The following is a 25,765-nucleotide window of genomic DNA, read 5'->3' as shown; positions in this document are numbered from 1 at the left end:
CGTGGCTGTTCCCGCGCGCCGTGCCCGCGCGGGACCGGGCGCCCGGCGGGCGCGGCCCGTGTTGCAACTGCCGATTGATGAGATTCGCGATCGATGCGAACGGGCATGGTCCGGGCTCCGCTTGATCGCAGCGGATCCCGGCTCACGCGCCTGCGCGGCGCCTGAGCGACGCCGACATCCGCATGGCCGAAATGGGAGATGGCGAAGCCATCAACCGGATGGCGGATGAGACGTGACCGTCGGCATCAGCACGTGGCGAACGCGATGGTGAGCGCGGCTTTGGCGGTCAGGCCCGGGCTCTGCAGCAGGTTGAGGTATTGCGTGTAGCGCCTGTCGAGCGCGTTCTGGACGATGACGTCGGCCCGGACGCGATCGTCGAAGCGGTAGCAGGCGAAGAGGTCGACGACGCCGCAGCCCTTCGTCGCCAGGATGGTCGCGCCGGCCGGCACGGCCCGGCGCGCCTCCACGACGGTGAGGCGGCCCCCGAGCGTGAGGCGCTCGCCGAGGAAGCGCAGTCCCAGGGTCGCGCTGATCCGGTCCGGCGGCACCGTCAGGAGCGTCTCGCGGGTCGCCGCGTCGCGCCCGTCGGTGTGGGTCGCCGCGAGCGAGACGAAGCCCCCGCCCCAATCGTAGGCGCCCTCCAGCTCGACGCCGGAGAGGTCCGCGCGGGCGACGTTGCGGTACTGCAGCGACCGAACCGGGATCACGCACGGAAACCGCCCCGCGCCGCGCGCGCAGGCCGAGGCCGGCAGGCCGGGAAGCGCCGGCACGAGATAGGTCGGGCCAACCGGCCCGACGGCGATGAAATCGGCGATGCCGGTCGAGAACACGCTGAGCTTGGCCCTGAACGTGTCGCCGGGCCGAAGCAGATCGCCGGAGGCGAGGTTGACGCCGCCCTCGATGGTGCGCGCCACCTCCGGCCGGAGCGCCGGATTGGGCAGGAGGGTGAAGGCCGGGAAGGGGTGGATGCCCTGCACCAGGGCCTCGGTGATCGAGGGGGCGCGATAGCCCTCCGCGTAGGTCCCGAAGACCGTGATTCCGGTGAGGGGCGTGACGCCGACGGTGATCCTCGGAGAGAGGCGCTCACCGCGGGCGTGCACGGCGCCGCCGGACAATGCGTAGCGGTCGTAGCGGAGCGCCCCGACCACGCGCAGCCACGAGGAATAGCCCACCTCATCCTGGACGAACGCTCCCGCGAGCCTGCGGGTGCCGGACGGGGTGAAGGCGGCCCCGAAGCTGCCCGCCCGGTCGTCCGTCTCGACGCGGTCGAGCACGGAATCCCCTCCGAGCGTCAGCCGGTGGCTCAGCGCCCAGGTGTCGAATCGGGCCGAGTTGTGGATGTCGAGGCCCGAGGTCGCGATGTCGTAGTCGATGCGATTGCCCGGACGCGCGCCGAGACCGCCGTAGAGGCCGCTCGGCGCGTCGGAGAGGAAGGTCAGGAGGTCGTGCGTCGAGGTCCGGTAGACCTTGGCGTCGAGGTCGATCAGCGGCACGTCAGGTCGGGCGAACCGGTAGCCGAGGGTGTAGGTGTCGGCCTGCACCCTGTTGGCGAAGCGGGCCCCCGCCTGGCCGGTGCCGGCATTGGCGAAGTCGAAATCCTGGATCAGGGCGGTGCCGCTGATCTCGTGGCCCTCGGCGGGCCGCAGATTGGCCTTGAGGAGGCCCGCGGTCAGCGCGCTGCCGGTGTCGCGCACCAGGGTGCCGGAACCGTCGCGGTAGGGATCGGCGTGGCGCGAGACGAACTGGCCGAACAGGTCCGCGGCCGGGCCGATGCGGGCGCCGAGCGCCGTCGTGCTCACGAATCGCTGCCCGTTGCCGCCGAACCCCCATCTCTGCACCGCGCCCATCGTCTCGTCAGGCGTCAGGATGTCGTCGATCGCGCGCGTGCGGAACGCGACCACGCCGCCGATCGCGCCGGAGCCGTAGAGGGTGGAGGCGGGCCCGCGCGTGACGTCGACCCCGCCGACGAGTTCCGGATCGAGGTAGAACACGCCGTTGGCGCTGTGCCCGGAGGTCTGGAAATCCTGGCGGGCGCCGTCCACCAGCACGTTGACCCGCCCGAAATCCTGCAGCCCGCGGATGTTGACCGCCTGGGCCGGATCGTTCTGGTTCTCCTGCGTCGTCACGCCGGGCACGTCGCGCAGCAGGTCGGACAGGCGGCTCGGCTGGATCCGGTCGATCTGCGCGCGGGTGACCACGCTCGTCCCCGACAGGGCGGCGATGGCCGGCGCCTCGGTCCTCGTGGAGGTCACCGAGATCGTGTCGAGGGCGATCGGGGCATCGGTCCGGGCCGCCGGGGCGGGCGCCGCCGCATCCCGCGCCTGAGCGGACGCGACGGCGAGGAGGGAGAGGCCGGCCGCGAGACCGGAACGGCGGGACGGAAGGCAGCGGACGATCATCTCGGGTTCCGCGAAGCATGACGCAGAGGCATGGGGCCGGCCCGCTGCGGGAAGGCGCGCCGGCAGGCCGGCGCCGACATGCGGACTCCTGTGCCCTAAAGTCAATCGGTGTCCGCGTGCATCGACTTGATGCAATTCGAAACATCTTCTGAGCAAGACTGGAATCTTTCCAGGATAAAAATCGGCATCGTCGCGCCGTTGCGCTAGTGCAAGGCGTGATGCCGCCGCGTCCGCATCCGCGTGGCCGGCTCATCCCCTGGGGTGCCGTCGGTGCCCGACCCGTCCTCCTCGTCCCGCCGGGCCCTTGCCGCGTTCCGGCAGCGAGACATCGTCGAGAAGATTCGCAGTTGAGAATGGATCTACTTCAAAAATAGGATGGCGATCTTGCCTGTTCCGGCGAGATCTTTCCTCGCCGGGCAAGTTGAGCTAGGCCGCGCGTGCGGCCGATGCGGCGCCGCGGATCGGACGGAGCTCCTCGACAATCATCGCCATGAACCGGTTCCAGGTGCCGAAGGATCGGGCGGAGGCCTTCGAGCAGGTGTGGCCGACGCGGGAGAGCAGGCTCCGCGAGCGTCCGGGCTTCGTCGCCCTCCACATGCTGCGCGGCCCCGTGCGCGAGGACCACATCCTCTCCGCGTCCCACACCGCCTCGGCGTCGCGCGCCGCGTTCGAGGATTGGACGCGCTCCGAGCCGTTCCGCCTCGCCCATGCCCGGGAGGCCGGGGCGCAGCCGCTGACCCTCTTCCATCCCGAATTCGAGGGCGTCGAGGTCGTCCGGACCCTCGCCGATCCGGCCGCCCGCGGCCCGGCCGCGTGACGGCCCGGCGCGGCGGGGACGACGGCGCCCGGGCGGTCGCAGGCGCGCCGCCGGCGGGGGAGGGGAGTGCGCCCGCCCGGAGCCGGGCGCCGCCGCCCGGCCCGCCGCGGCCGACGCTCAGGCGCCGAGGAGGCCGCCGAAGGGGTGGAAGGCGACGGGCTCGCCCGGGGCGCCCGAAGCGAGGCTGGCCGGCACCTCGACGAAGCCGTCGGCCTCCACGAGCGGCGCGAGGCGGGCCGAGGTACTCCCGAGCAGGGCGAGCGCCGGACCCTGCGGGCCGGGCACGAGGCGCGCCGGCATGAACTCGGTGCGGCCCGGCTTGCGCCGGAACGCGTGCGCGAGCGGCAGCGGGAGGCCCTGCGGCCTCGCGAAGTCGCGGCCCTCGAGCCGCGCCAGCATCGCGCGTCCGAGGAGCGAGAAGGACACCAGGGCCGAGACCGGGTTGCCGGGCAGGCCGAGACAGGCCGCCGCGCCGATCCGGCCGACCACGGCGGGCTTGCCCGGTTTCAGGTCGAGCGCCAGCGTCTCCCCCGTCCCGCCGGCCAGCCGGAGCGACCCCGCCGCGTGGTCCTCCTCGCCGACGGAGGCCCCGCCCGTCGTCACGACGAGGTCGGCCCGCGCCGCCAGGTCGCGCAGCGCCCGCGCCAGCGCGGCGGGCTCGTCCCGCACCCGGCCCCCGTCCACGACCTCCAGGCCCATGCCGCCGAGGAGCGCGATCAGCATCGGCCGGTTCGTGTCGAAGGTGCCGCTGTCCTCGCGCCCGTCCTCGCCGGGCCCGCGCAGCTCGTTGCCGGTCGAGAGCACCGCGACGCGGAGCCGGCGCCGCACGCGCACCGTCCCGATGCCCTGCGCCGCCAGGAGCGCGATGCGGCGCGGGTCGAGCCGGGTTCCCGCCGCCGCGAGCCCGTCGCCGGGCATCACGTCCTCGCCCCGGCGGCGCACGTGATCGCCGGGCGCCACGGTCCCGCCGAGCCGGAGGGCGTCCCCCGAGACCGTCGCATGCTCCTGCATCACGACGGCGTCGGCTCCGGGCGGGAGGGGGGCGCCCGTGAAGATGCGCGCGGCGATCCCGGGCGCGAGCGCCTCGCCGGCCTCGCCCGCGGCGATGCGTCCGCGCACCCGCAGGACCGTGCCGGCCGCGAGGCCCTGGCCGGCCGCCACCGCGTAGCCGTCCATGGCCGAGCGGTCGGAGGGCGGGCAGGCGCGGGCGGCCCGGACGGGCTCGGCCAGGACCCGGCCCGAGGCCAGCGCCAGCGCCACGGTCTCGGCCTCGGTCACCGGGCGGCAGGCGGCGGCGGCCCGCGCGCAGGCTTCCTCCAGCGGCAGCAGCGCCGCCGGCGCGGCTGCGCCGTCCGCGCCCGCGCGGGGCCGCGCGGCCTCGGCGCGCGCCGCCGGGCGGGCGGGCCGGGCGCCCGCCGGCGCGACGCGGCCGGCGCGCTCGTCCGCGGGGCCCCGGTACGGGGCGGGTTCGGCGCGGGCTGGTTCGATCATCGTGCGGTCTCCTCGTCGCGCAGGATCCATGGCCGGGACGCGGGGGCTCGACGCCGCGTCCGCGGGGGGCGTCGCGCCCGGTCAGCCGAGGGCCCGGAAGGAGGCCAGCGGGTCGGGCCCGATCAGCAGGGCGTGCCCCTGCGCCAGGAACCACGCATAGGCCGCGAGGGCCGCGGCGGCCGCGGGCAGCAGCGGGCGGACCGGTCCGAGGCGCGCGCGGCCGGCCAGGATGGCCGCGAAGGGGACGACCGAGGTGCCCCGGCTCAGCGCCCGCCACCGCTCCGCCCCGAGCCGGCGCCGCGCCTTCGCGTCGAGGAGGGCGAAGCCCGCGAGCGAGAACGCCGCCATCCCGCCGAACAGGACCACCGAGACGAGGTCGCCGTTGGGCGGGATGTGGGCCAGGGCCCAGATCAGGAAGCCCCACATCAGCGGGTGGCGGGTCACCGCCGTCACCGGGCCCGGCTCCGCCCCGGCGCGCAGGGAGACGGAGAGCGGGTTGGCGGCGAAGAGCCCGGCCGCGATGAGGAAGAGCGCGACGGGCATCAGGGCGAGCGGCACGGCCCATTGCCAGCGCGCCGGCTCCCACAGCGCCACCGTCCCGGCGCGCCGCGCGGCGACGATCAGCCACGCGAGCAGGGCGAGCGACAGCGCCGAATAGGCGACGAGGTACGCGCGGCGGCCGAGGCGCGCCACGAGCCGGCCGCGCAGGCGCGGGACGGCCGGGACCGAGTGGGCCACCAGGAAGGTCGCGAGGGCGGCGGCGAATTCCATCACGGCACAGCTCCTCCGCCGGGGGCCGCGGCGGATTCCGGTCGCGCGGCGCGCATCGGCGGCTCCGCTACTCGGCCGCCTCGGCGAAGGCCGTGCCGGCCCGGGGCAGGCCGAGCGCGTCCCAGACCTCCACCAGCGCCGCCGTCAGCCGCGCGATGTCAGCCTCGTCGTGGAACGGCGACGGCGTGATCCGCAGGCGCTCCGTCCCCCGCGGCACCGTCGGGTAGTTGATCGGCTGGATGTAGATCCCGTGCCGCTCCAGCAGCCGGTCCGCCGCCGCCCTGCAGCGCTCCGCATCCCCCACCATCACCGGCACGATGTGCGTCGGCGTCGCCAGAACCGGAAGACCCGCCCCCGCCAGCGCCGCCTTCGTGCGCGCCGCCTGGCGCTGATGCGCCGCCCGCTCCGCCCCCGAGCGCTTCAGGTGACGGATCGAGGCCGTCGCCGCCGCCGCGATCGCCGGCGGCAGCGCCGTGGTGAAGATGAAGCCCGGCGCGTGGCTGCGCACCGCGTCGCACAGCACCGCGCTCCCGGCGATGTAGCCGCCCACCACCCCGAAGCCCTTGGCCAGGGTGCCCTCGATCACGTCGAGCCGGTGCATCACCCCGTCGCGCTCGGCGATCCCCGCCCCGCGCGGCCCGTAGAGCCCGACCGCGTGCACCTCGTCGATGTAGGTCATCGCCCCGTAGCGCGCGGCGAGGTCGCAGATCGCCGCGATCGGGGCGACGTCGCCGTCCATGGAGTAGACGCTCTCGAAGGCGATCAGCTTGGGCCGGGCGCCGGCCTCGGCCAGCAGCGCCTCGAGATGGGCGAGGTCGTTGTGGCGGAACACGCGCTTGTCGCAGCCGGACTGGCGCACGCCCTCGATCATCGAATTGTGGTTGTAGGCGTCGGACAGGATCAGGCAGTCGGGGATCAGCCGGGCCAGGGTGGCGATGCCGGTCTGGTTGGAGACGTAGCCGGAGGTGAAGACCAGGGCGGCCTCCTTGCCGTGGAGGTCGGCGAGTTCGCGCTCGAGGTCGACCAGCGGGGAGGAGGTGCCGGCGATGTTGCGGGTGCCGCCGGCGCCGACGCCGCAGCGGGCGGCGGTCCGGGTGAGGGCCTGGACGACGTCGGGGTGCTGGCCCATGCCGAGGTAGTCGTTGGAGCACCAGACGGTGATGTCGCGGCAGCTGCCGTCGGGCAGGCGCCGGCGGGCGACCGGGAAGCGGCCGGCGACGCGCTCGATGTCGGCGAAGACGCGGTAGCGGCGCTCGTCGTGCAGGCGGTCCACGGCGGAGCGGAAGATGGCCTGGTAGTCCGGGCCGCTCCCGGCACGCGGCGGGCTTGCCGGGCGGGCACTCGTCGCGTGCACGGACGCGTAGGGCATTGCGTTCTCCTCGATGGGGCGGCCGGGCCGCTCGGCCCGAGGGGCGGGCCGGGCGGGGGCGCCGCCACGGCCTCGCCCGAGCCGGGGACCCCGAGAGCGGATCCTGACCGCCGCGCGCCGCGCCCGCGTTGATGTCGATCAATCGGTGCTGCGGTGTCGGTCAATCTCCCCGGCCCGGGGCCGGGGGCCGCCCGGGCCGGACCGCGCCGAATCCCGGCCGGGTCTCTGTCGCTTGCGCCCGCCCGTCCGACAAGGCCGGTGGGGGCTGCCGCATTCCCTCCGCACGGACGCCGCGCGACCGTCCGGACAGGTTCGCTCGGCCCTGCCCACGCGAAGGATCGGCGACGTCATGCACCCGAACGACCCCTACTACGCTCAGCAATGGTACCTGAGAGCGATCGGCAACATCGAAGCGATCTGGGACGATTACGACGGGACCGACATCCATGTCGGCGTGTTCGACGACGGCATCGACTTCACGCATCCCGACCTGAAGGAGCGCGAGGACCGGAGCCGGCCGATCCTGGTCCCCGGGCCGTATGACGGCGTCACCACGTATTCCGGATGGCACGGCACGGAAGTCGCGGGCGTGATCGCCGCCTCTGGCAACAACGGCGAGGGCGGCGTCGGCGTGGCCTACGGCGCCGCCCTGACGCAGATCGACCTCAATCGGTGGGGACCGCCGATCGGCGTGCCCCACGACGTCGACGGCGACATCGCGGCGATGCGGGCCTGCGCCCAGTACGACGTGATCAATTTCAGCGGGCAGCCTTCGCCGCTCTGGCTGAACCCGAACGCGAACCTCAACGATCCGACCAGCGACACGGCGCGGTTCGATCAAGCCTTCGACGTCGTCTCGCGCACCGGCCGCGGCGGCCTCGGAACCCCGATCATCCAATCCGCCGGCAACGACGACGGCATCAACGCGAACGGCAGCGGGGGGAACGCCTCCCGCTACACGGTGACGGTCGCGGCGACCGATTTCTCGAACAGGCGGGCCGAGTTCTCGAACTACGGGTCCTCCGTCCTCGTCACGGCCCCGGGCACCGGCCTGATCACGACCGACATGCCGGGCTCGAAGGGGGATTCTCCTGGCTCCTACATGGCGTTCACCGGGACCTCGGCACCGGCGCCGGTCGTCTCCGGCGTGGTCGCCCTGATGCTCCAGGCCAATCCCGGGCTCGGCTGGCGCGACGTCCAGACCATCCTGGCCGCCTCCGCGACCCATCTGGGCAGCGCGATCGGACAGGCCTGGCCGAACGGCTGGGAGCACGGGGTCTGGCAGATCAACCGCGCCACGACCTGGAACGGTGGCGGCATGCACGTCCACACGGATTTCGGCTACGGGAAGGTCAACGTCTTCGGTGCGGTCCGCATGGCGGAGGCGTGGCACGCCATCGGCGCCCCCGCGCAGACCTCCGCGAACGAGATCACGGTGCGCTCCGGCGAACTCTTCGTCGGCGAGGCGATCCCGGACTCGGGAACCCTCGCCTCCACGTTCGATCTCACGGACGATGTCGTGCTCGACCATGTCGACCTGAAGGCGGCATCGCGGTCGGCGATTATCGGGATCTGCGCATCACGCTGATCTCGCCTGCCGGCACGGCCGTGCAGCTCTACGACGGCAGCGGGCACCCTCCGGACGCCGCTGCGGGGCTCACCTGGACGTTCGGGGTGGATGGGCTCCGCGGCGAGCGCAGCGCCGGCACATGGACGGTTCGCATCAAGAACGAGATGCCCTGGGACCGCGGCACCCTCGGCCGCATCAGCCTGACGGCCTACGGGTCCGCGCCCTCTTCCGACGAGGTCTATCACTACACCGACGAGTTCCTGGACATGGCGGCCCTCGATCCGTCGCGCCGGGTCCTCGACGACCGCGACGGCGGCAGCGACTGGATCGAGGCCGCCTCCATGACCGGCGACGTGGTCCTCGACCTCAATCCGGGGGCGATCTCGCGTGTCCGCAATACCGAACTCATCCGACTCGGCCAGGTCGGGATCGAGAACGCGATCACCGGCGACGGCAACGACCTGATCATCGGAAACGAGGGCGACAACATCGCGTTCGGCGGACGCGGGGCCGACACGCTGACGGGGGCGGGCGGGAACGACGTCCTGCACGGAGATCGGGGCGACGACCTCCTGATCGGCGGCGAGGGGAGCGACACCCTCGACGGGGGCGCGGGGGACGACATGCTCGAGGGTGGCGAGGGGGCCGACACCTTCGTGTTCGGCGCCGGATCGGGGTCGGACCTGATCCTCGGCGTCTCCGCCGCGAGCGGAGACCGCATCCATCTCCTCGACGGGCAGTCCCTCAGCATCGGCGCGGCCGAGAACGGGGATGGGCTGCTGACGCTGTCGGGGGGCGGCCAGGTGCAACTGGTCGGCGTGCCCGCCTTCCTGCTGACGCCGGACATGCTCCTGGTCTGAACGCGCGCCGGCCGGGCCGTCGTTCCGCGGCTCGGCCCGCCCCGCTCGCGCCGAGCCGACGCGCCGTGCTCCGGTCGCCGGTCCGCCTGACCTAGAGTGAGGCATGATCGCGGAATCCGACTCCAAGTCAGCGAATGCTCCGGGATCGCGAATTCTTCAAAAAACCTCGCGCCCGGACTGACGCTTTCGGCGGCCCGAGCGTCACAGAAGGTGAAAGCGGACCGAACCGCAGACGCACAGGGGGTCGCGATGACGATGGCGCAGAGGATGACGGCCGGATCCGAGGCGGACCGGTCGCGCGGGCCAGGGCCGGTCAGGGGCGGTCGCAGCCGCCGCTGGAGGCTGGTCGCCCTCCTTCTGTCCACGGCCTCGGCGGCGAGCGTGCTGCCGCCGCTGGTCTTGCCGGCCTCCGCTCAGGATCTCGTCGACTTCGCCATACCGGCCGGCGATCTCGGCGGCGTCCTGGCCCAGATCGGGCGCGCCGGCGGCCGCACGATCGCCTTCCCGGCAGACGTGACGCAGGGCCGCGCGGCTGGGCCGATCATCGGCCGCATGACCGTCCGCGACGCGGTCGACCGCGCGCTCGCCGGCTCGGGCCTCGTGGCCACGCCGAGCGCGCAGGGCTCGCTGACCATCCGCCGCGGCCAGGGCAGCAGCGCGGTCGTCCCGAGCCGCGACGGGATGATCGCCGCCATCGACGTGGCCGACCTCGCGGGGAGCACCGGGGATCGCGGCTTCCTCTCCGGCTCCACCGTCACCTCCGACCGGCTCAATTTCCCACAGAAGGAGAATCCGCGTTCCGTCGTCGGCGTGACCCGCGAGGTGATCAAGGCGCAGGCCTCCACCTCGATCCTCGAAGCGGCCACCAACGCCAGCAACGTCACCGTCAATTACGGCGCCGGCCAGGGCAGCGGCATCCCGAGCTACACCATCCGCGGCTTCAGCGTGCAGAACGTGATGGTGGGCGGGCGCGTCGGTCCGCGGGGCATGAACCTGCCCGTGCAGGACGTCGAGCGCGTCGACGTGATCAAGGGCCCGACCACCGACCTGACCGGGGTGAGCCTCGAAGGCGGCGGGATCAACATCATCCCCAAGGCGCCGAGTGCCGATCCGATCCGGGAGGCGCAGTTCACCCTCGGCAGCCGATTCTACCGCACGCTCGCCTTCGACCTCGGCGGGCCGGTGGAGGGGGCCGAGGGCCTCACCTACCGGCTGAACCTCTCGGGCAATACGGCCGACACGTCGTTCGGCGGCGACAGATCTCCCCACGAAGGGCTGATCTCCCCGAAGATCCGCTGGGACGACGGCGCCACGATCGTGACCGCCGGGGTTCGTTACTTCGACCAGCTCAGCGGGCTGCCGCCGATGACGATCGGGATTCCCTCCCTCCACTTCCGCCCGCTCCGGGTCGATCGCGAGAAGCCGATCGGCACCCCCGAGGCCGGGGCGTCGTTCCGAGCCTTCAACCTCTATGTGGACGTCGAGCACAGATTCGATGCCATCGATACAGCAAATTTCGGTTCGTTCGACTTCACGTTTCGGAACAGGACCGGATATTTCGCGAATAATTACGTGTCCTCTGGTTATATATTCGTGCCCGGTCGGAGTGCGGCGGCCGTCCCGCTCGGCGGAGGCTTCACCTCGGCGACCGAGCGGCAGTTCGTCACGCAATCCGACCTGATCGCAGTTCACACGTTCCAGGATTACAAGCAGACGGCCAGATTCGGAATTGACTACACGAATGATTATCTTGTCAATTATAACCTCGTGGGATATCCTGCCGGCTTGATCGATCCCAGAAATCCGCCGCTCACGCTGCCTTTGCCGAATCGGCAGGGATCTCTTGGGCGGAATTTCAAGACGCGAGTTCATCTCGGATCGGAAGACATCGGATTGGCATTTCAAGACAAAATTGATCTATTTGATCGTCTTCATATTCTGGGATCGGTCAGGCAGGATTTTTACAGCTCGGACAGAAATTCCGAGGATAATGGCAAGAGCAGCCATAGTCTGACCGATTATGGCGCGCTGACATATAGCGCCGGCGGGGTCTATGATATTACGAAATGGATGAGCATCTATGGCACGATCGGCACCGGATTTATTCCGAACCGGGGCGTTCTTGCCGATGGCAAAACTTCTCCTCCTCAATATAACGACTCGAACGAATATGGTCTGAAGTTTAATCTGCTCAATGACAGCTTCATGATCACGGCTTCGCATTTCGAAATTTCTTACAGTAATACACTTATATATCGACCCGATTTGCGCGCAAGCGTTCTTGGACCGGGCACTACGAGCAAAGGTTTCGAATTGGACTTCCAGGGACAGGTGACGGAGAACCTGAGCCTGATCGGCAGCGTCGGGCGGACCATCATTCAGTACCCCCGCCGTCAGCCGGGCGATGTCTATCCCGGAATCCCATCCTACACCGGCAAGCTCTACGCGGTGTACAGCTTCACCGACGGCCCGCTGAAAGGTCTGCAGATCGGCGGCGGCGCCGAGGGCATCCCGAGCACCTACACGTCCTTTGGCTCGAAGAACGACAACTACAAACTTCCAGGCCACGTCACTCTCGACGCGATGTTATCGTATACGAAAGACAACATGATGATTTCGTTGAACGTGAAGAATCTGCTCAATCAGTATTATTATCAACCGACCCAGACTCCGATGTTCGTCCCGATCGGGGAAGGACGTCGGATCCTGGCGCAGGCCCGGGTCACCTTCTGAGACGCTGTCCGGACGATCACGTCCGGACAGCGTCTGACAAGCCCGCGCGGCGCTTGAGCGAAGCCGACATTCGCATGGCGACGCAATCCGACGGATTTCGGATGATTCGGGCAGGGCGGTTCCGCGCCGTGCGCCCGGCGAGGGTCACCGCGGCAAGTCCCGTCCCGCGCCCGCCCAGAGATTCGAGGCCTCTCATGCCCGTTCCCCACCCGGCGCTGCGACTCGCCTTCGGCGGCGCTCCGCGGCGCCGCGCCATCCGCCACGCAGGCTTCAAGGCGCAGCGCGCCGCCGGCACGATCGACCAAGCCGGGGCGAGCGGGGCCGGTCGCAGCAGCCCCCGCCGGCCGTGCCGCCTTCGCCGAGGCCCATTCCGGCGCGGCCGCGGAGGCCGCGCGGATCTGCCCGGCCCCGATCGAGGCGGCGACGCCGCCTGGTTCCTCTCCGGCCTGACGCGTGATCACGAGGGACGAGGCTGCCATGGCGCCCAGCCACCACGGGGCTCGCGCCCCCGCGCCGGCACGCGACGACGCGGACGGGAGCGCGGCGCCGACCGACGCGAAGCTGAGGCACTTCATCCGGCTGGCCGGCGGGTTCTGGATCACGCGGAGTGCCGGCCGCGCCTGGGCGCTGGTGGCCCTCAACCTCGCCTCCCTGAGCGCGGCCGTCCACACGAGCGTCCTGAGCACCCGCTACACCAAGGCGCTCTACGACATGCTGGCCGAGCGGGCGCTCGACCGGCTGCCCGCGGTCATGGCCCTGCTCGCCGTCGTGCTGGGCGCCAGCATCGTGCAGGCGGCGGTCGCGTTCTCGGTGCCCACCGCTATCGCGTTGGAGTGGCGCCAGTGGCTCACCGGCCGATACGTCGCGCGCTGGCTGCACGGCCGCGCCTATTACGAGGGCCAGCGCCGCGATCTCCTCGACAATCCCGACCAGCGCATCGCCGAGGATGTCGATGCGTTCACCCACGCCGCCGTGACCAATGCCTTCGCGATGTTCCAGGTTGCGTCGATGGGCATCACCTTCGGGATCATCCTGTGGGACGCTTCCGGCGACGGCAGGGTCACGATCGGCCCGGCGACGTTCCAGGTTCCCGGCCTGCTGCTCTGGGTCACCACGATCTGGGCGGTCCTCCACACCGCCCTGGTGATCTGGGTCGGGCGCAAGCTGCCGCGCCTCGTCGCGGCGGGGCAGCGGGTCGGGGCGGATTTCCGCTTCAAGCTGATCCAGGTCCGGCGCGCCGCCGAGCAGGTCGCGCTCCTGCGCGGCGAGGCGGCCGAGGCTGCCGCCCTGACCGATCGCTTCTCGGCCATCCGCACCAACGTCTACGCCCAGATCGTCCAGGCGGTGAGGATCGCCGTCACCAATGCCACGGTCGGGACGGTCGAGGAGCTCTTCCTGCTGCTGCTCGTGATGCCGCGCTACCTCGCGGGTGGGTCGTCGCTCGGCGAGATGTTTCAGGCGCAGCGATCGATGGGCCAGTACAACGGCACGATCGCGTATTTTGCCCAATCCGCCACCGCGCTCCAGACCCTGCGCGGCACGATCCGCCGCCTGCGCGCCTTCGACGCGATGATCGACGCCGTCCCGGTCCCGCCCGCTTCCGAGCAGCCCGGCGACGCGGCGACGATGGTCGCGGTCGAGACCCTGTCCGTGGCCCGTCCCGGCGGCGCGACTCTCCTGACCCTGCCGGCCTGGCGGGTGGAGCGAGGGCAGCGCTGGCTCATCCGAGGCCCCTCGGGCATCGGCAAGAGCACGCTGCTGCGCGCGCTGGCCGGGATCTGGCCGGAAGTCGCTGGCCGGCTGACGATGCCGGCCCGCGAGACGACCTTGTTCATGCCGCAGACGCCCTACCTGCCGGTCGGCCCGCTGCGGGACGCCATCACCTACCCGTCGCGGGAATCGGTGCCGGACGCGGTGCTGCGCGACCTTCTCGGGCGCGTCGGCCTCGCGGAGCGGGCAGCGGATCTCGACCGGGCCGCCGAGTGGGACCAGCACCTCTCGCCCGGGGAGCAGCAGCGCCTCGCCTTTCTGCGTCCCCTGCTGCTGCGCCCGGCGCTGATCCTGCTCGACGAGGCGACGAGCGCGCTCGATCCGCCGAACGCGCGTGCCATGTACGCGCTGCTCCTCGAATCCCTGCCGGACCTCACCCTGATCAGCATCGCGCATTCCGACGTGCTCGACGCATTCCACACCCACCGGCTCGTCCTCGGCGGGCCGAACGACGCGCGGGAGCAGGCCCCGTGACGATCCCCTCCGCGACCGAGGCCGTCTTCGGGGCCGAGTGCTCGCCGGGCCAAATCCTCGCCGGGCCAAATCCTCGGCCGGACCGGCGCCGCCGAGGCTCCGGGCGCCCCGGTGCGAACCCCGCCCGGGGGGATGGACCCGGTCCTCGACGAGGACGCGGGTCCGGTCGCGGTGCGGGTGGCGGAGACCGGCGGTATCCGGAGATGGCCGGACGTCGAAGACCCGGGCCCACGCCGTCTTGGACGGGGGCGCCCCGGCCCCGCGTGGCGATCACCCGGACCGGGTCGCCGCAGCCGCATCCGGCCCGATAGCCACCCAGTAATGCGCCACGCGGGTGATCGATAGGCCGAGCGACGCGCCCAGAATGTCGAGGGCCTCGCCCGGGTGCCGCAGCGGGAACACGCCGGTGGCCCGGATCTCCGCCACGGCCGGATCCACGCGGATGACGCCGGGGAAGTAGGGGCGCAGGGCGCGGACGATCGAGGCGACCGAGCGGTTCTTCGCCACCAGAACTCCGTCGAGCCAGGCCGTGACATCCTCGACCTCGTCGACCGCCTGCCGACGCAGGCGGCCGTCCTCCAGGCCGAGCCGCTCGCCGCGCCCGATCGCCGCGGCGGCGGCCCCGACCACGAGCCGTCCCGTTCCCTGGAGGCCGGTCGCCGCCAGCACCTCGGCGCGCTTCTCGACCAGGAAGCTGCCGGATTCCGCCGTGAGGTTCAGGACGCCGGCATCGAGCCGGAACGGGGCGGACCGCGCCGCGACGCGCACGAGAACCTCGCCCTCGATCAGGCGGATGGCCCGCCGGCCGAGGGCGTAATCCACGTCGATGGCCGTGCGGGGCGCGAGCACGACCTCGCTGCCGTCGTCGAGGCGCAGGCGGTTCTGCTCGGCGGTCCGCGTCACGTGGTCGGCGAGCAGGCCGTCGAGCGGCACGAACCGGTCCGCCACCAGGCTGCCGGCCGCTCCGAGGCCGAGCGCGGCCGCGACGCCCGTCAGCACGGCGCGCCGGTTGGGCTGGCGCGCGAGGAGCCGCTGCGTCAGCCGGCCCGGCGGCAATCTCTGGCGGGCGGCGACGCCGCAGGGCATCAGGCTCTCCTGCAACCCGAGCCACGCCGCTTCGTGGCCCGGATCGGCGGCGAGCCAGGCCTCGAAGGCGCGCCTCTGGCGCTCGGTGACCGCGCCGGAACTGAGTTCGACCATCCAGCCGATCGCGGCCTCGACCGGCTGCTCGTCGCGCTCGGCAGACCCAGCCATGACAGATCCCCGCCCCGTCAGCCCGCGACGTTCCGCGCTTTTACGGCCGCGCGCAGACCCTGCGCAACGTATTTGCGCACCATGCTGACCGAGACGTTCAGTTCGGCCGCGATCTCCGCGTAGGGCATGCCGTCGATCTGGCTCATCAGGAAGGCCGCGCGCGCCTTCCGCGAGAGGCCCGCGAGCATCGCGTCGATGGCCTGGAGCGCCTGCACAAGGATGAGGCGTTCCTCTGCGGAAATCTCGAACGCCTCGGGCAGGGCCGCCAGCTCGTTCTCGTAGGCGCGGCGGAGATCGTCGCGCCGACGTGCGTCGCAGATCAGCCGCCGAGCGATCGTGGTCATCATCGCGCGCGGCTGACGGACCGCGCCGAGATCGGGGATCTGCAGCAGCGCCAGGAACACGTCGGAGGTGAGATCCTCCGGCGAAGTGACGGTCCAGCGCTGCTTGCTCAGCCAACGCAGCAGCCAATGACTGTGCTCACGGAACAACCCATCGAGCGCGGAGACATTCCGAAGCGACGGTGACGCTCCCATTCTGCAGCCCTCACCTGGGTGCCGACGCTCTCCGGCACGCGTTGCCGCACAATTCAACAACGACATCCCTGCGCCAGCGCAAGTGTAGAAGCGTCATGGAATCGCCATCCTTGGGGTCATCCAGCATGTTCCGTGCCAAGCCAGCATGTTCCGTGCCAGCATGTTCCGTGCCACGTGGAAACCAAGCGGGATCCTCGTTCCCCGCGGACGGCATTCCTCTGCGGCCGCGGCCGGGGACCGAGGTCCCCCGACGCCGCGCGCCGATGGCGTTTCGTGCGGGACGTCCCGTCGGCCGATTCTGCCGGAGCCGTTCAGGGGCGCCGCCGTCCGGGCCGGGCTCCGGACCAGCCGGACGAGGCGGTCGGGACCCTCGCCGACGCGGCGCCGGAGATGCGCGCGGGCGGCGTCCACGAGGGCGCCGGTGCGCGTCGTTCGCGCGAGGTGGACCTCGATCCGCCCGGGCGGGCGCAGGGCGCGGGGGACGAGGCCGGGATGGATGATGCTGACGCCCTGTTCGGGACCGAGCACGCCCGAGAGGCCGTCGAGCGGCTCGGGGTCGAGGAACCCGGCGGCGGTGGCCGATCGCCTCGCGGGCGGGCCGACCGCCGACCTTCGCCGAGAACGAGCGCGGGCGTTGATTCAGATCAGCGCGAGCACGGCCGCAACGCGCGAGACCTGCCGGGCCGGGCGCGGCGATGCCGCCGCCGGACATGCCCCGAAGGGCGTTTCCTCCTCGACTTCGGGCCGCCCTCCGGGCGGCCCCCTTCCTTCTCGCGCCCCCTCGGGCGCGGATCCGGCGCGGCGCCCGCCTCAGTACCAGATCTCCATCTGGCCGCCGAACAGGAAGCTGCCCGCCTTGTCGCTCAGCCGCACGTTGGTCAGGTAGGAGCCGGATTGCGGCCCGAACGCGTCGCTCAGGCTGAAATTGTGCAGCTTCTTGTCCCACATGATGTAGGAGCCGAACACCCGCAGCTGCGGTCGGGTCATCAACCCGAGGCCGAGCTGATCGAGGTAGAAGGTCGGCGCGATCGTCACCTTGCCGATGCTGCCGTTGACGTGCTGGCCGGTGCGGAGCCCGTAGGCGGTGTAGCCATTCGGCGCGAGGTCGGCGTATTGGTAGGTCAGCTCGTACTGCATCGCGAAGCTGCGCGTGATGTCCTGCATCAGGCGGCCGTTCAGCGTGATGAACTTGTAGCTGTCGCCGTCGACGTAGCGGTCCTGCGAGATCTGAGCCATCACGGCCGGCGCGAAGTGCAGGTCGGGGGCGAGGTCGGTGACGCCGTAGGTGGCCAGGCGCACGGTCTTGGCGTCGTGGGCGAGGTTGCCGTCCGCCCCGAGGACGCGGGCCTCCGCGCCGAGACCCCAGCCGAACTGGAGCGCCGTCTTCGACACGCCCGGGGCGATGCCGTAGAAGCTCGTGTCCCCGTAGGCGAGCATCGCCAGCATCCCGGTCTCGGCGCGCTGCGTCGTGCCCGCCACGGCCGAGGAGGCCAGCGTCGCCGCCGACCACGGCAGGTTGGCGTACTGGCCGTTCTTCGCCGCCGCGAACCCGTTCAGCATCAACTGCCAGTTGCCGAACTTGTTGTTCGACGTGAAGATGTAGTCGTCGACGATCGGCGTGTTGTAGACGCCGACATTGCCGAAATTGCGGGAATAGACCGAGAAATTGCTCTTCCAGCCGTCGGCGATGGCCGCGTCGTAGACGCCGACGCCGGTGCCGGCCAGGAAGACGATGTCCGAATCGAAGAAGTGGATATCGAAGTTGTCGCGGTCGAAGCGCTTGCCGGCCCAGAAGGTGGCGCCGGACAACCAGGACGGCATATCTTTCAGATTGCCGAATTCAGTGTAGACCTGGCGGAAGTTGATCCCGTTATTGCCGCCGGTCCAGTCGTTCTGACTCTCGACGCCGTCCGCCAGCATGGCCCGGAAGCGCGCCCAGGAGCCGTCCTCGAAGGTCCACTTCTTGCCGAAGTTCAGCTCGAGGTAGTGATTGGACTCGATGCCCAGGCGCCCGACCGCCCCGTCGACGGCGCCGGCCGGCGTGAGGAACGCGCCCGGATAGTTGTGCCACACGCCCTTGCTGCCGCGGGACAGGAATCCGGACCGCGCGTAGCCCTTGAACTCGAAGGCGGAGGGGTCGGCGGCCTGCGCCAGCAGCGCCGCGGCGTCCCCCTTGACGACCCGGCCCTGCCCGGCGAGGGCGCTCTGCGTCTTCGAGAGCTCGGCCTTCTGGATCTCCGTCGTCGTCTCGATCTTCTTGAGGCGCGCCTCCTGGGAGCCGCTGCTCGCCCGGACGGCGTTGAGTTCGCTCTCGGCGCGCGCCGCGCGCTGCTCCGAGGTCCGGGCGCGCCGCTCGGCGTCGGCGACCCGCGCCTCCAGGGCCTCGAGCCGCTTCAGGATCGCCTCCGGCGTGCCGGAGGCGTCCCCGGCCCGGGCGGCGGAGGTGGAGGCCAGCAGAATCATGGCGGCTGCGGCGGCCCTGCGGCGGGCGGGGCGATCGGGTGTGGTCGACCTCGGCACGTGTTTCTCCCGTCTGACGTAATGTTATATGCGCAGAGCTCATCCTCGATCCGCGCCAGAACGGATCATGACCCTGCTTGCGTTGCCTTGTGCGTAGCTGACCTTGCGTCGCAGGCTAAGGTGCAGGCGTTTCACCGCAAGTTGCGACTTGCGCGATCGCATGTTGCCTGGGTGGAGCTTGGCTTACCGTACGGCGTAGGCCGGAACCGGTTGTCCGGTCAGGGGCGGCGTCGCGCTCACCCGCATCTCCCTCGACATTTATTATGGTACCGATACCACATGGTAGACGGGGACGAGCGGCGCGGGCAAGGCGCGAATGACCCTACGTCAGGGATTGTTTTGGCCTAAGCCCAAGGTCGTAGACAGCATCCGGGGCCCCCCGGACGCCGATCTCGGAACGGGAGACTCATGGCGCGGGACGAGAGCACGACAGCCACCGAGCGGGCGGCGCGGCGGGCCACGCTCACCATCCGGGAGGTCGCGGCGCGCGCCGGCGTCTCCGCCTCCACCGTGTCGCGGGTGCTGAACGATTCCGGTTACGTCAGGGCCGAGGTGCGGGCCCGCATCGAGCGGGTCATCGCCGAGACCGGCTACGTTCCGAGCGGGATCGCGACTAACCTGAAGCGGAGCACGTCGACCATGGTCGGCGTCGTCATCCCGCGGATCAACTCCTTCGCGTCGAGCGAGATCACCGCCGGGATCTCGGCGACCCTGGCCGAGGCGGGCTACATCCCGATCCTCGGGAGTTCGGCCAACCGCCCGGAGAACGAGCTCGCCTATGTCGAGACGTTCCGGCGTCAGCGCGTGGACGGGGTCCTCATCCTGGCGACGCAGCTGACCGGGCCGCTGCTGGCCAGCCTGACCGAGATCGGCGTGCCCGTGGTGGTGATCGGGCAGGACGCGAGCGCCTCCGGCTTCGCGTCGGTGATTCAGGACGAGCGCCGCGCCACCCGCCAGATCACCGACCTGCTGATCCGCAGCGGCCACCGGCGCATCGGCCTGATCGGCGTCGCGGAATGGGACATCCAGGTCGGGTGCGAGCGCAAGGGCGGCTACGTCGAGGCGCTCGCCGCCGCCGGGATCGCGCCGCCGCCCTCCTGGATCGCCCTCGGCGGCTTCGACCTGCGGGACGGCGCCGCGGGAGCCGACCGGCTCGTCGCCGCTCCCGAGCCCGAGCGCCCGACGGCGATCCTGGCGGTCACGGACCGGCTGGCGATCGGCGCGGTGAGCCGCCTCGTCGATCTGCGCATCGACGTGCCGCGTGAGGTGTCGGTGGCCGGGATCGGCGACATCGACGTCGCCGCCGTCTACAATCCCAAGCTCACCACCGTGCGGTTCGACTATTTCGGCACCGGGACGGTCGCGGCGCGGACCCTGGTGGCGATGCTGCGCGGCGAGCGGATCGCGCCCGCCGCGCAGGTCATGCCGTTCGAACTGCGTGTCCGGGACAGCGTGGCGGACCGCAAGGCGCGCGCCTGAGCGGTCGCCGCGCCGGCCGGCGCCCCGCGCCGCGTCACATTTCCGTTGCGTCAGCCGGACTCCTGCGCTATTCGTGTGTGAAATCGATACCACAATCGATGTCGTGGTCGTCCGGGAGGAGACATGACCTACACGCCGAATGCCGACCAGCTCGCCGCCGAGCGGATCCTCGCCCTTGTGGGCGGGGCGGGCAACGTCGTCAGCGCCGCACACTGCGCCACGCGCCTGCGCCTCGTCCTGGCGGATGTGGCGAAGGTCGACAAGGCCGGCCTGGAAGCGGTCGAGGCGATCAAGGGCACCTTCCTCAACGGCGGCCAGTTCCAGATTATCATCGGGCAGGGGCGCGTCGCGCGGCTCCACGAGGCCCTGGTGCGGGCGGGCGGCCTCACGGCGGTGTCCGCCGCGCAGGCGAAGGAGGATGCCTCGGTCCGGCTCTCGGCGCCCCAGCGCTTCGCCCGGCTCCTCTCCAACATCTTCGTGCCGATCATCCCGGTCATCGTCGCCTGCGGCCTGCTGATGGGCACGCTCGGCACGATCAGGACGATGGGCTGGCTCCCCGCGACCTCGGCGCCGATCCAGCTGCTCGACCTCGTCTCCAGCACCGCCTTCATCTTCCTGCCGATCCTGGTCGGGTTCTCGGCCGCGCGGGAATTCGGATCGAGCCCGTTCATGGGCGCGGCGCTGGGCGGCGTCATGATCCACCCGGTCCTCCAGAACGCCTGGACGGCCGGAACCGGCATCAAGGCCTACTGGGACCTGTTCGGCCTGCCGGTGGCGCAGCTCGGCTACCAGGGCACGGTGCTGCCGGTCCTCGTCGCCGTCTGGGTGATGGCCCTCGTGGAGCGCGGCCTGCGCCGGGTCGTGCCCGACATGCTCGACATCGTCCTGACGCCCTTCCTCACGCTCCTCGTCTCGGCGTTCTTCGCCCTCACGGTGCTCGGGCCGGCCGGCCGCCTCCTGGGCGACGGCATCTCGATGGGCCTGCAGCAGCTCTACGCGCAGGGCGGTCCGCTCGCCGGCTTCGCCTTCGGCGGGCTCTACTCGGCGATCGTCATCACCGGCGTGCACCACAGCTTCCACGCCATCGAGGCCGGGCTCCTCGCCAACCCGGCGATCGCCGCGAATTTCCTGCTGCCGATCTGGGCGGCCGCCAACGTGGCCCAGGGCGGCGCGGCGCTCGCCGTGGCCCTGCGCAGCGACGACGCCAAGGTGAAGCAGGTCGCCGTGCCGGCGGCCCTGTCCTGCCTGCTCGGCATCACGGAGGCCGCCATCTTCGGCGTCAACCTGCGCTTCGTGCGGCCCTTGCTGGCCGCCGCGCTCGGCGGCGCGGTGGGCGGGGCCTACGTGGCGGCCGCGAAGGTGAGCATGACCGCGGTGGGCGTCACCGGCCTGCCCGGCATCGCCATCACGGCGCCGGGCAGCATCCTCGACTACCTGATCGGGCTCGCCCTCGCCTTCGGAGTGGCGTTCGCGGCGGCCTTCGCCGCGGGCCTCCGGGCGGAGCGGGCCTGACGACCTCGCGGCCTGCGGCCGCCCTCCCGAGCGCGGACCGGATCCTCCCATGACCAAGCACGCCGTCGATCCCTGGCGCCCGACCTTCCACATCGCGCCCCGGACGGGTCTCCTCAACGACCCGAACGGCCTCGTCTACTGGGACGGGGCGTACCACCTGTTCTACCAGTGGAACCCGCATGGCTGCTCCCATGCGAACAAGAACTGGGCCCACCTCGTCAGCCCCGATCTCGTCCGCTGGGAGGAGCTGCCGGTGGCCCTGGCACCCGTCGACGTCTTCGACAGCCACGGCTGCTATTCCGGGTCCGCGGTCGCGAACGGCGAGGAACTCCTCCTCATCTACAACGGCAACGTCCGCAGCGCCGGGGGCGAGCGGCAGACCTACCAGTGCCTCGCCCGCTCCACGGACGGGATCCGCTTCGAGAAGCTTGGCCCCGTCCTGTCGGGGCCGCTGCCGGGCTACACGGCGCATTTCCGCGATCCCAAGGTGTGGCGGGAGGGCGATGCCTGGCTGATGGTGCTCGGTGCCCAGACCGCTGCCGGGGAGGGGACGGTGCTGCTCCTGCGCTCGCCGGACCTGCGCTGCTGGTCGCCGGTGCGCGAATTGCTGCGCCCCAGCGCCTTCGGCCACATGTGCGAGTGCCCGGACTTCTTCCGCATCGGCGGGGAGGCGTTCCTGATCCTGTGCGCGCAGCACGGCCCGGAGCAGGGGGGCGACGTCGCCGGCTACGTGCCGGGCGACCTCTCGGGAACCGCCGACGCGGCGGCCTTCCGCCGCCTCGACCACGGGCGCGACTTCTACGCGCCGCAGACCTTCGAGGCGCCCGACGGGCGCCGGCTGATGTTCGCCTGGATGGGCCTGCCCGAGCAGGGCGACGCGCCCTCGACCGCCTTCGGCTGGATGCACTGCCTCACCCTGCCGCGGGAGCTGCACGTCCGGGACGGGCGCCTGTGCCAGGTGCCCGCCCGCGAGCTCGCGGCCCTGCGCAAGGCGCACCTCGCCATCTTCGACCTCGACCTCTCGGCCGCGCAGGACCTCACCGCCGCCCGGTCGGACGCGTTCGAGCTCGCCCTGGCGTGGCGCGCGCGGGACGGCGGGAGCTTCGCCGTGGACATGCGCGTGCGGGGCGTCGAGCGCACCACCCTCACGGTGGATTGCTCCGGACGCCGCCTGCGCCTGGACACGGTCCGGGCGGACGGGGTGGCGGTGCCGCTCGGCGCCGCGCCCTTCCCGGAGGGCGGGACGATCGAGGACCTGCGCATCTTCGTCGATCGCAGCTCCGTCGAGGTCTTCGCCGGCGGCGGCGCCGTGGTGCTGAGCGCGCGCATCTTCCCGAGCCCCGGCGCGGACGGGATCGGGGTGCGGGCGGAGGGGGCCTTCACCCTCGACCGGCTGGATCGCTGGACGCTGTGACGGGCTTCTCGGGGACGGGCCCCTGGCGGCCCGCCCGGGTGTGGACACGGGCCGCGGCCGGGGAGCGCCGCGAGGGGAGGTGACCATGGGTTTTCTCAGCCGTCTGTACCGGGCCGGGGCGAGCGCGCGGGTGGAGGTCCCGCCGGCCGACGCGGCCGTGGCGGTGCTCGCGCCGGTCGACGGGCTGCTCGTGCCCCTCGACGCCGTGCCCGACCCGGTCTTCTCGGGGCGCGTGCTCGGCGACGGCTTCGCCATCGACCCCGACGGCGAGGTGCTGCGCGCGCCCTTCGCGGGCGAGGTCGTGAGCCTGCCGCCGACGCGCCACGCGGTGACGCTGCGGGCCCGCAACGGGGCCGAAGTGCTGATGCATATCGGCATCGAGACGGTGGGGCTCGCCGGGAACGGCTTCGTTGCGCACGTGCGCGAGGGCCAGGAGGTCGCGGCGGGCGACCGCTTGATCTCCTTCGACGCCGCCCGCATCGGCCCCGCCGTGCCCTCGCTGATGATCCCGGTCGTGCTCACGAACGGCGACGCCTTCGGGCTGCGCGCCCGCGCGGCGCCCCCTGCTGCGAGATCGCCTCGGCCTCCGCGCCCGCCTCCGTCGCGCCCGAGGCGCCCGCCGACCGGACCGAGTTCCGCTGCACCGCCGAGGTCCGCGACCCCTTCGGCCTCCACGCCCGGCCGGCCGGCACCATCGCGGCGCGTGCCAAGACGGCCCGCTCGCAGGTGACCCTCTTCCACGGCGGGCGCCGCGCCGACGCGCGCAGCTCCGTCGCCATCATGCTCCTCGGCGCCCAGGCCGGCGCCGTGCTGACGGTCGAGGCGGTCGGGCCCGGCGCGGAGGAGGATGCGCGCGCCGTCGCCGCCCTCGTCGGTGCGGCCGGCACCGGCGCCCCCCGGGCGGCGCGGCCCGAGGGCGGGGCGCCGCGCCTCCCCACCGCCGCGGCGTCCGTCCCCCTCGACGGCCCGGACGTCCGCCGCCTCCTCGCGGGCGTCCCGGCGGCGCCCGGCCTCGCCCTCGGCCGCTCGCACCGGCTGCTGCGCGAGGATCTCGACATCCGCGAGGAGGGGGAAGGCGCCGAGCGCCAGCGCGCCGCCCTGGCCGACGCGCTGGCGCGCACCCGCGCGGCCCTCGAGCGGGCGATCCACGGCCTCGGCGCCGGGGCGGAGCACGGCAGCCATGGGCCGCAGCAGGCCGAGATCCTGGGCGCGCACCTGTCCTTCCTGGAGGACCCGCAGCTGCAGGCCGCCGCCGACGCGCTGATCGCGGAGGGCAGGAGCGCCGCCTTCGCGTGGAGATCGGCGGTGGACGCGCAGGTCGCGGCCCTGCGCCAGCTCGGCAACGAGGTCCTGGCCGAGCGCGCGGCCGATCTCGTCGACATTCAGCGGCGGGTGCTCCTCGTCCTGTGCGGCCGCAGCGAGGCCCCGGTCGCCCTGCCCGAGCGCGCCATCCTGTTCGCCGACGACCTGCTGCCCTCGCAATTCGCCGAACTCGACCTCGACCGGGTCGCCGGGATCTGCCTCGCGGCGAGCGGCCCGACCTCCCACGTCGCCATCCTGTCCGCCTCGCACGGGATCGCGGCCGTGGTGGCGGCGGGGCCGGACATCCTGCGCGTGCCGGACGGGCAGGTGGTCGTTCTCGACGCGGACCGGGGCGAGGTCTCCGTCAATCCGCCGCAGGAGCAGGTGAGCGAGACGCGCGCGCGCCTCGCCGAGCGCGGCGCCCGCCAGGAGACGCGGCGGCGCGCGGCCGCCGAGACCTGCCGGATGGCGGACGGGACGCGGATCGAGGTGGTCGCCAATCTCGGCGCCCTCGCGGAGGTCGCGCCGGCCCTGGTGGCCGGGGCCGAGGGATGCGGCCTGCTGCGCAGCGAGTTCCTGTTCCTCCACCGCGAGACCGCGCCCGGGGAGGACGAGCAGCACGCCGAGTACCAGGCGATCGCCGACGCCCTCGACGGGCGGCCGCTGATCATCCGCACCCTCGATGCCGGCGCCGACAAGGACGTGCCCTACGCCCAGCTGCCGCAGGAGGAGAACCCCGCCCTGGGCCTGCGCGGCGTGCGGCTCGGCCTGTGGAAGCCGGACCTGCTGCGCACGCAGGTGCGGGCGATCCTGCGGGTGAGGCCCTACGGCCAGTGCAGGATCCTGCTGCCGATGATCGCCACCGTGGCGGATCTGCGCACCGTGCGGGCGGTGATCGACGCGGAGGCGCAGGCCCTCGGCCGCGACGCCCCGATCGAGGTCGGCATCATGGTGGAGGTGCCCTCGGTGGCCCTGATCGCCCGGCAATTCGCCCGGGAGGCGGATTTCTTCTCGGTCGGGACCAACGACCTCACCCAGTACACGCTGGCCATGGACCGCTGCAACGCGCGCCTCGCCCAGCAGCTCGACCCGTTCCATCCCGCGGTGCTGCGCCTCGTCGGGCTCGCCGCGGAGGGCGCGCGGGCGCATGGCCGCTGGGTGGGCGTGTGCGGCAACCTCGCCTCCTCGCCCCTCGCGGCGCCGCTCCTGATCGGCCTCGGCGTGACCGAACTCTCGGCCTCGGCGGGCGCGATCGCCGATATCAAGGCCGTGGTGCGCAACCTCGACGCCGACCAGTGCCGCGCGGTGGCCGAGGCGGCGCTGAACCTCGACTCGGCGGAGGCGGTGCGCCAGATGCTCGCCTCCTGCTTCCCCGATCTCGGCGCCGCCTGATCCGGGATCCGCGTGATCGCAGCGGATCCCGGATCGCGAGCCCGCGCGGCGCCTGAGCGACGCCGACATCCGCATGGCCGAAATCGGAGATGGCGACGCCAT

At 72.0% G+C, this 25,765-nt stretch carries 17 protein-coding genes; 10 read left to right on the top strand and 7 right to left on the bottom strand.

Annotation, left to right across the window (positions count from 1 at the left end):
* Window positions 1-245 precede the first annotated feature (245 nt).
* Complete coding sequence (locus QA634_RS17450; RefSeq protein WP_012333231.1) at window positions 246-2,399, bottom strand: TonB-dependent hemoglobin/transferrin/lactoferrin family receptor; 2,154 nt, start codon at window positions 2,397-2,399, stop codon at window positions 246-248.
* A 490-nt stretch (window positions 2,400-2,889) separates the two neighbouring features.
* On the opposite strand from QA634_RS17450, the gene QA634_RS17445 reads away from it, so the two are divergent.
* The gene (locus QA634_RS17445; RefSeq protein WP_012333230.1) at window positions 2,890-3,216 is read left to right on the top strand and encodes an antibiotic biosynthesis monooxygenase family protein; all 327 of its coding nucleotides are present in this window, start codon (window positions 2,890-2,892) and stop codon (window positions 3,214-3,216) included.
* Between the two features lie 117 nt (window positions 3,217-3,333).
* Here QA634_RS17445 and QA634_RS17440 read toward each other — a convergent pair whose 3' ends face one another.
* The 3 genes from QA634_RS17440 to hemA all read right to left on the bottom strand — a co-directional run bounded on the left by QA634_RS17440 (window position 3,334) and on the right by hemA (window position 6,847).
* Entirely contained in the window at window positions 3,334-4,707 is a 1,374-nt protein-coding gene (locus QA634_RS17440) for a molybdopterin molybdotransferase MoeA (RefSeq protein ID WP_012333229.1), read from the bottom strand.
* A gap of 81 nt (window positions 4,708-4,788) precedes the next feature.
* The gene (locus QA634_RS17435; RefSeq protein WP_012333228.1) at window positions 4,789-5,478 is read right to left on the bottom strand and encodes an NnrU family protein; all 690 of its coding nucleotides are present in this window, start codon (window positions 5,476-5,478) and stop codon (window positions 4,789-4,791) included.
* Window positions 5,479-5,545: 67 nt separating this feature from the next.
* A complete protein-coding gene (gene hemA / locus QA634_RS17430) occupies window positions 5,546-6,847 on the bottom strand; it encodes a 5-aminolevulinate synthase (protein WP_012333227.1) in 1,302 nt (433 codons plus the stop codon).
* A 349-nt stretch (window positions 6,848-7,196) separates the two neighbouring features.
* Between hemA and QA634_RS17425 the strand changes: the two genes are divergently transcribed.
* The 4 genes from QA634_RS17425 (at window position 7,197) to QA634_RS17410 (ending at window position 14,254) form a co-directional block, all read left to right on the top strand.
* Complete coding sequence (locus tag QA634_RS17425) at window positions 7,197-8,435, top strand: S8 family serine peptidase (RefSeq protein ID WP_043701318.1); 1,239 nt, start codon at window positions 7,197-7,199, stop codon at window positions 8,433-8,435.
* Between the two features lie 20 nt (window positions 8,436-8,455).
* The gene (locus QA634_RS17420; RefSeq protein WP_050777493.1) at window positions 8,456-9,277 is read left to right on the top strand and encodes a proprotein convertase P-domain-containing protein; all 822 of its coding nucleotides are present in this window, start codon (window positions 8,456-8,458) and stop codon (window positions 9,275-9,277) included.
* 249 nt (window positions 9,278-9,526) lie between these two features.
* Window positions 9,527-12,010, top strand: coding sequence for a TonB-dependent siderophore receptor (locus tag QA634_RS17415; RefSeq protein WP_012333226.1), 2,484 nt, complete (start codon window positions 9,527-9,529; stop codon window positions 12,008-12,010).
* Window positions 12,011-12,487: 477 nt separating this feature from the next.
* Complete coding sequence (locus QA634_RS17410; RefSeq protein WP_012333225.1) at window positions 12,488-14,254, top strand: ABC transporter ATP-binding protein/permease; 1,767 nt, start codon at window positions 12,488-12,490, stop codon at window positions 14,252-14,254.
* Between the two features lie 270 nt (window positions 14,255-14,524).
* Here the strand turns inward: QA634_RS17410 and QA634_RS17405 are convergent, their stop codons facing one another.
* From QA634_RS17405 to QA634_RS17395, 3 genes are all read right to left on the bottom strand, one after another.
* Window positions 14,525-15,508 carry a DUF4880 domain-containing protein gene (locus QA634_RS17405; RefSeq protein WP_012333224.1) on the bottom strand — a complete coding sequence of 328 codons (984 nt, stop codon included), beginning with the start codon at window positions 15,506-15,508 and terminating at the stop codon, window positions 14,525-14,527.
* Window positions 15,509-15,525: 17 nt separating this feature from the next.
* Entirely contained in the window at window positions 15,526-15,999 is a 474-nt protein-coding gene (locus QA634_RS17400; protein WP_018260271.1) for a sigma-70 family RNA polymerase sigma factor, read from the bottom strand.
* 855 nt (window positions 16,000-16,854) lie between these two features.
* A complete protein-coding gene (locus QA634_RS17395) occupies window positions 16,855-18,507 on the bottom strand; it encodes a carbohydrate porin (RefSeq protein ID WP_012333222.1) in 1,653 nt (550 codons plus the stop codon).
* Between the two features lie 465 nt (window positions 18,508-18,972).
* On the opposite strand from QA634_RS17395, the gene QA634_RS17390 reads away from it, so the two are divergent.
* From QA634_RS17390 to ptsP, 5 genes are all read left to right on the top strand, one after another.
* Window positions 18,973-20,043 carry a LacI family DNA-binding transcriptional regulator gene (locus tag QA634_RS17390; protein WP_012333221.1) on the top strand — a complete coding sequence of 357 codons (1,071 nt, stop codon included), beginning with the start codon at window positions 18,973-18,975 and terminating at the stop codon, window positions 20,041-20,043.
* 123 nt (window positions 20,044-20,166) lie between these two features.
* Window positions 20,167-21,555: a sucrose-specific PTS transporter subunit IIBC gene (locus QA634_RS17385; RefSeq protein ID WP_012333220.1), complete on the top strand. Its 1,389-nt coding sequence runs from the start codon at window positions 20,167-20,169 to the stop codon at window positions 21,553-21,555.
* A 49-nt stretch (window positions 21,556-21,604) separates the two neighbouring features.
* Window positions 21,605-22,969, top strand: a complete 1,365-nt coding sequence (locus QA634_RS17380) for a glycoside hydrolase family 32 protein (RefSeq protein ID WP_012333219.1) — start codon at window positions 21,605-21,607, stop codon at window positions 22,967-22,969.
* 85 nt (window positions 22,970-23,054) lie between these two features.
* The gene (locus QA634_RS17375) at window positions 23,055-23,699 is read left to right on the top strand and encodes a PTS sugar transporter subunit IIA (protein WP_050777492.1); all 645 of its coding nucleotides are present in this window, start codon (window positions 23,055-23,057) and stop codon (window positions 23,697-23,699) included.
* Entirely contained in the window at window positions 23,663-25,663 is a 2,001-nt protein-coding gene (gene ptsP / locus QA634_RS17370; RefSeq protein ID WP_265576652.1) for a phosphoenolpyruvate--protein phosphotransferase, read from the top strand. Before QA634_RS17375 ends, ptsP begins: the two co-directional genes overlap by 37 nt.
* Window positions 25,664-25,765 lie beyond the last annotated feature (102 nt).

This window comes from Methylobacterium sp. CB376 (assembly GCF_029714205.1).
Lineage (GTDB): Bacteria > Pseudomonadota > Alphaproteobacteria > Rhizobiales > Beijerinckiaceae > Methylobacterium.
The sequence above is the reverse complement of the archived record's forward strand: the minus strand, read 5'-3'. Positions and strand labels throughout refer to the sequence as shown.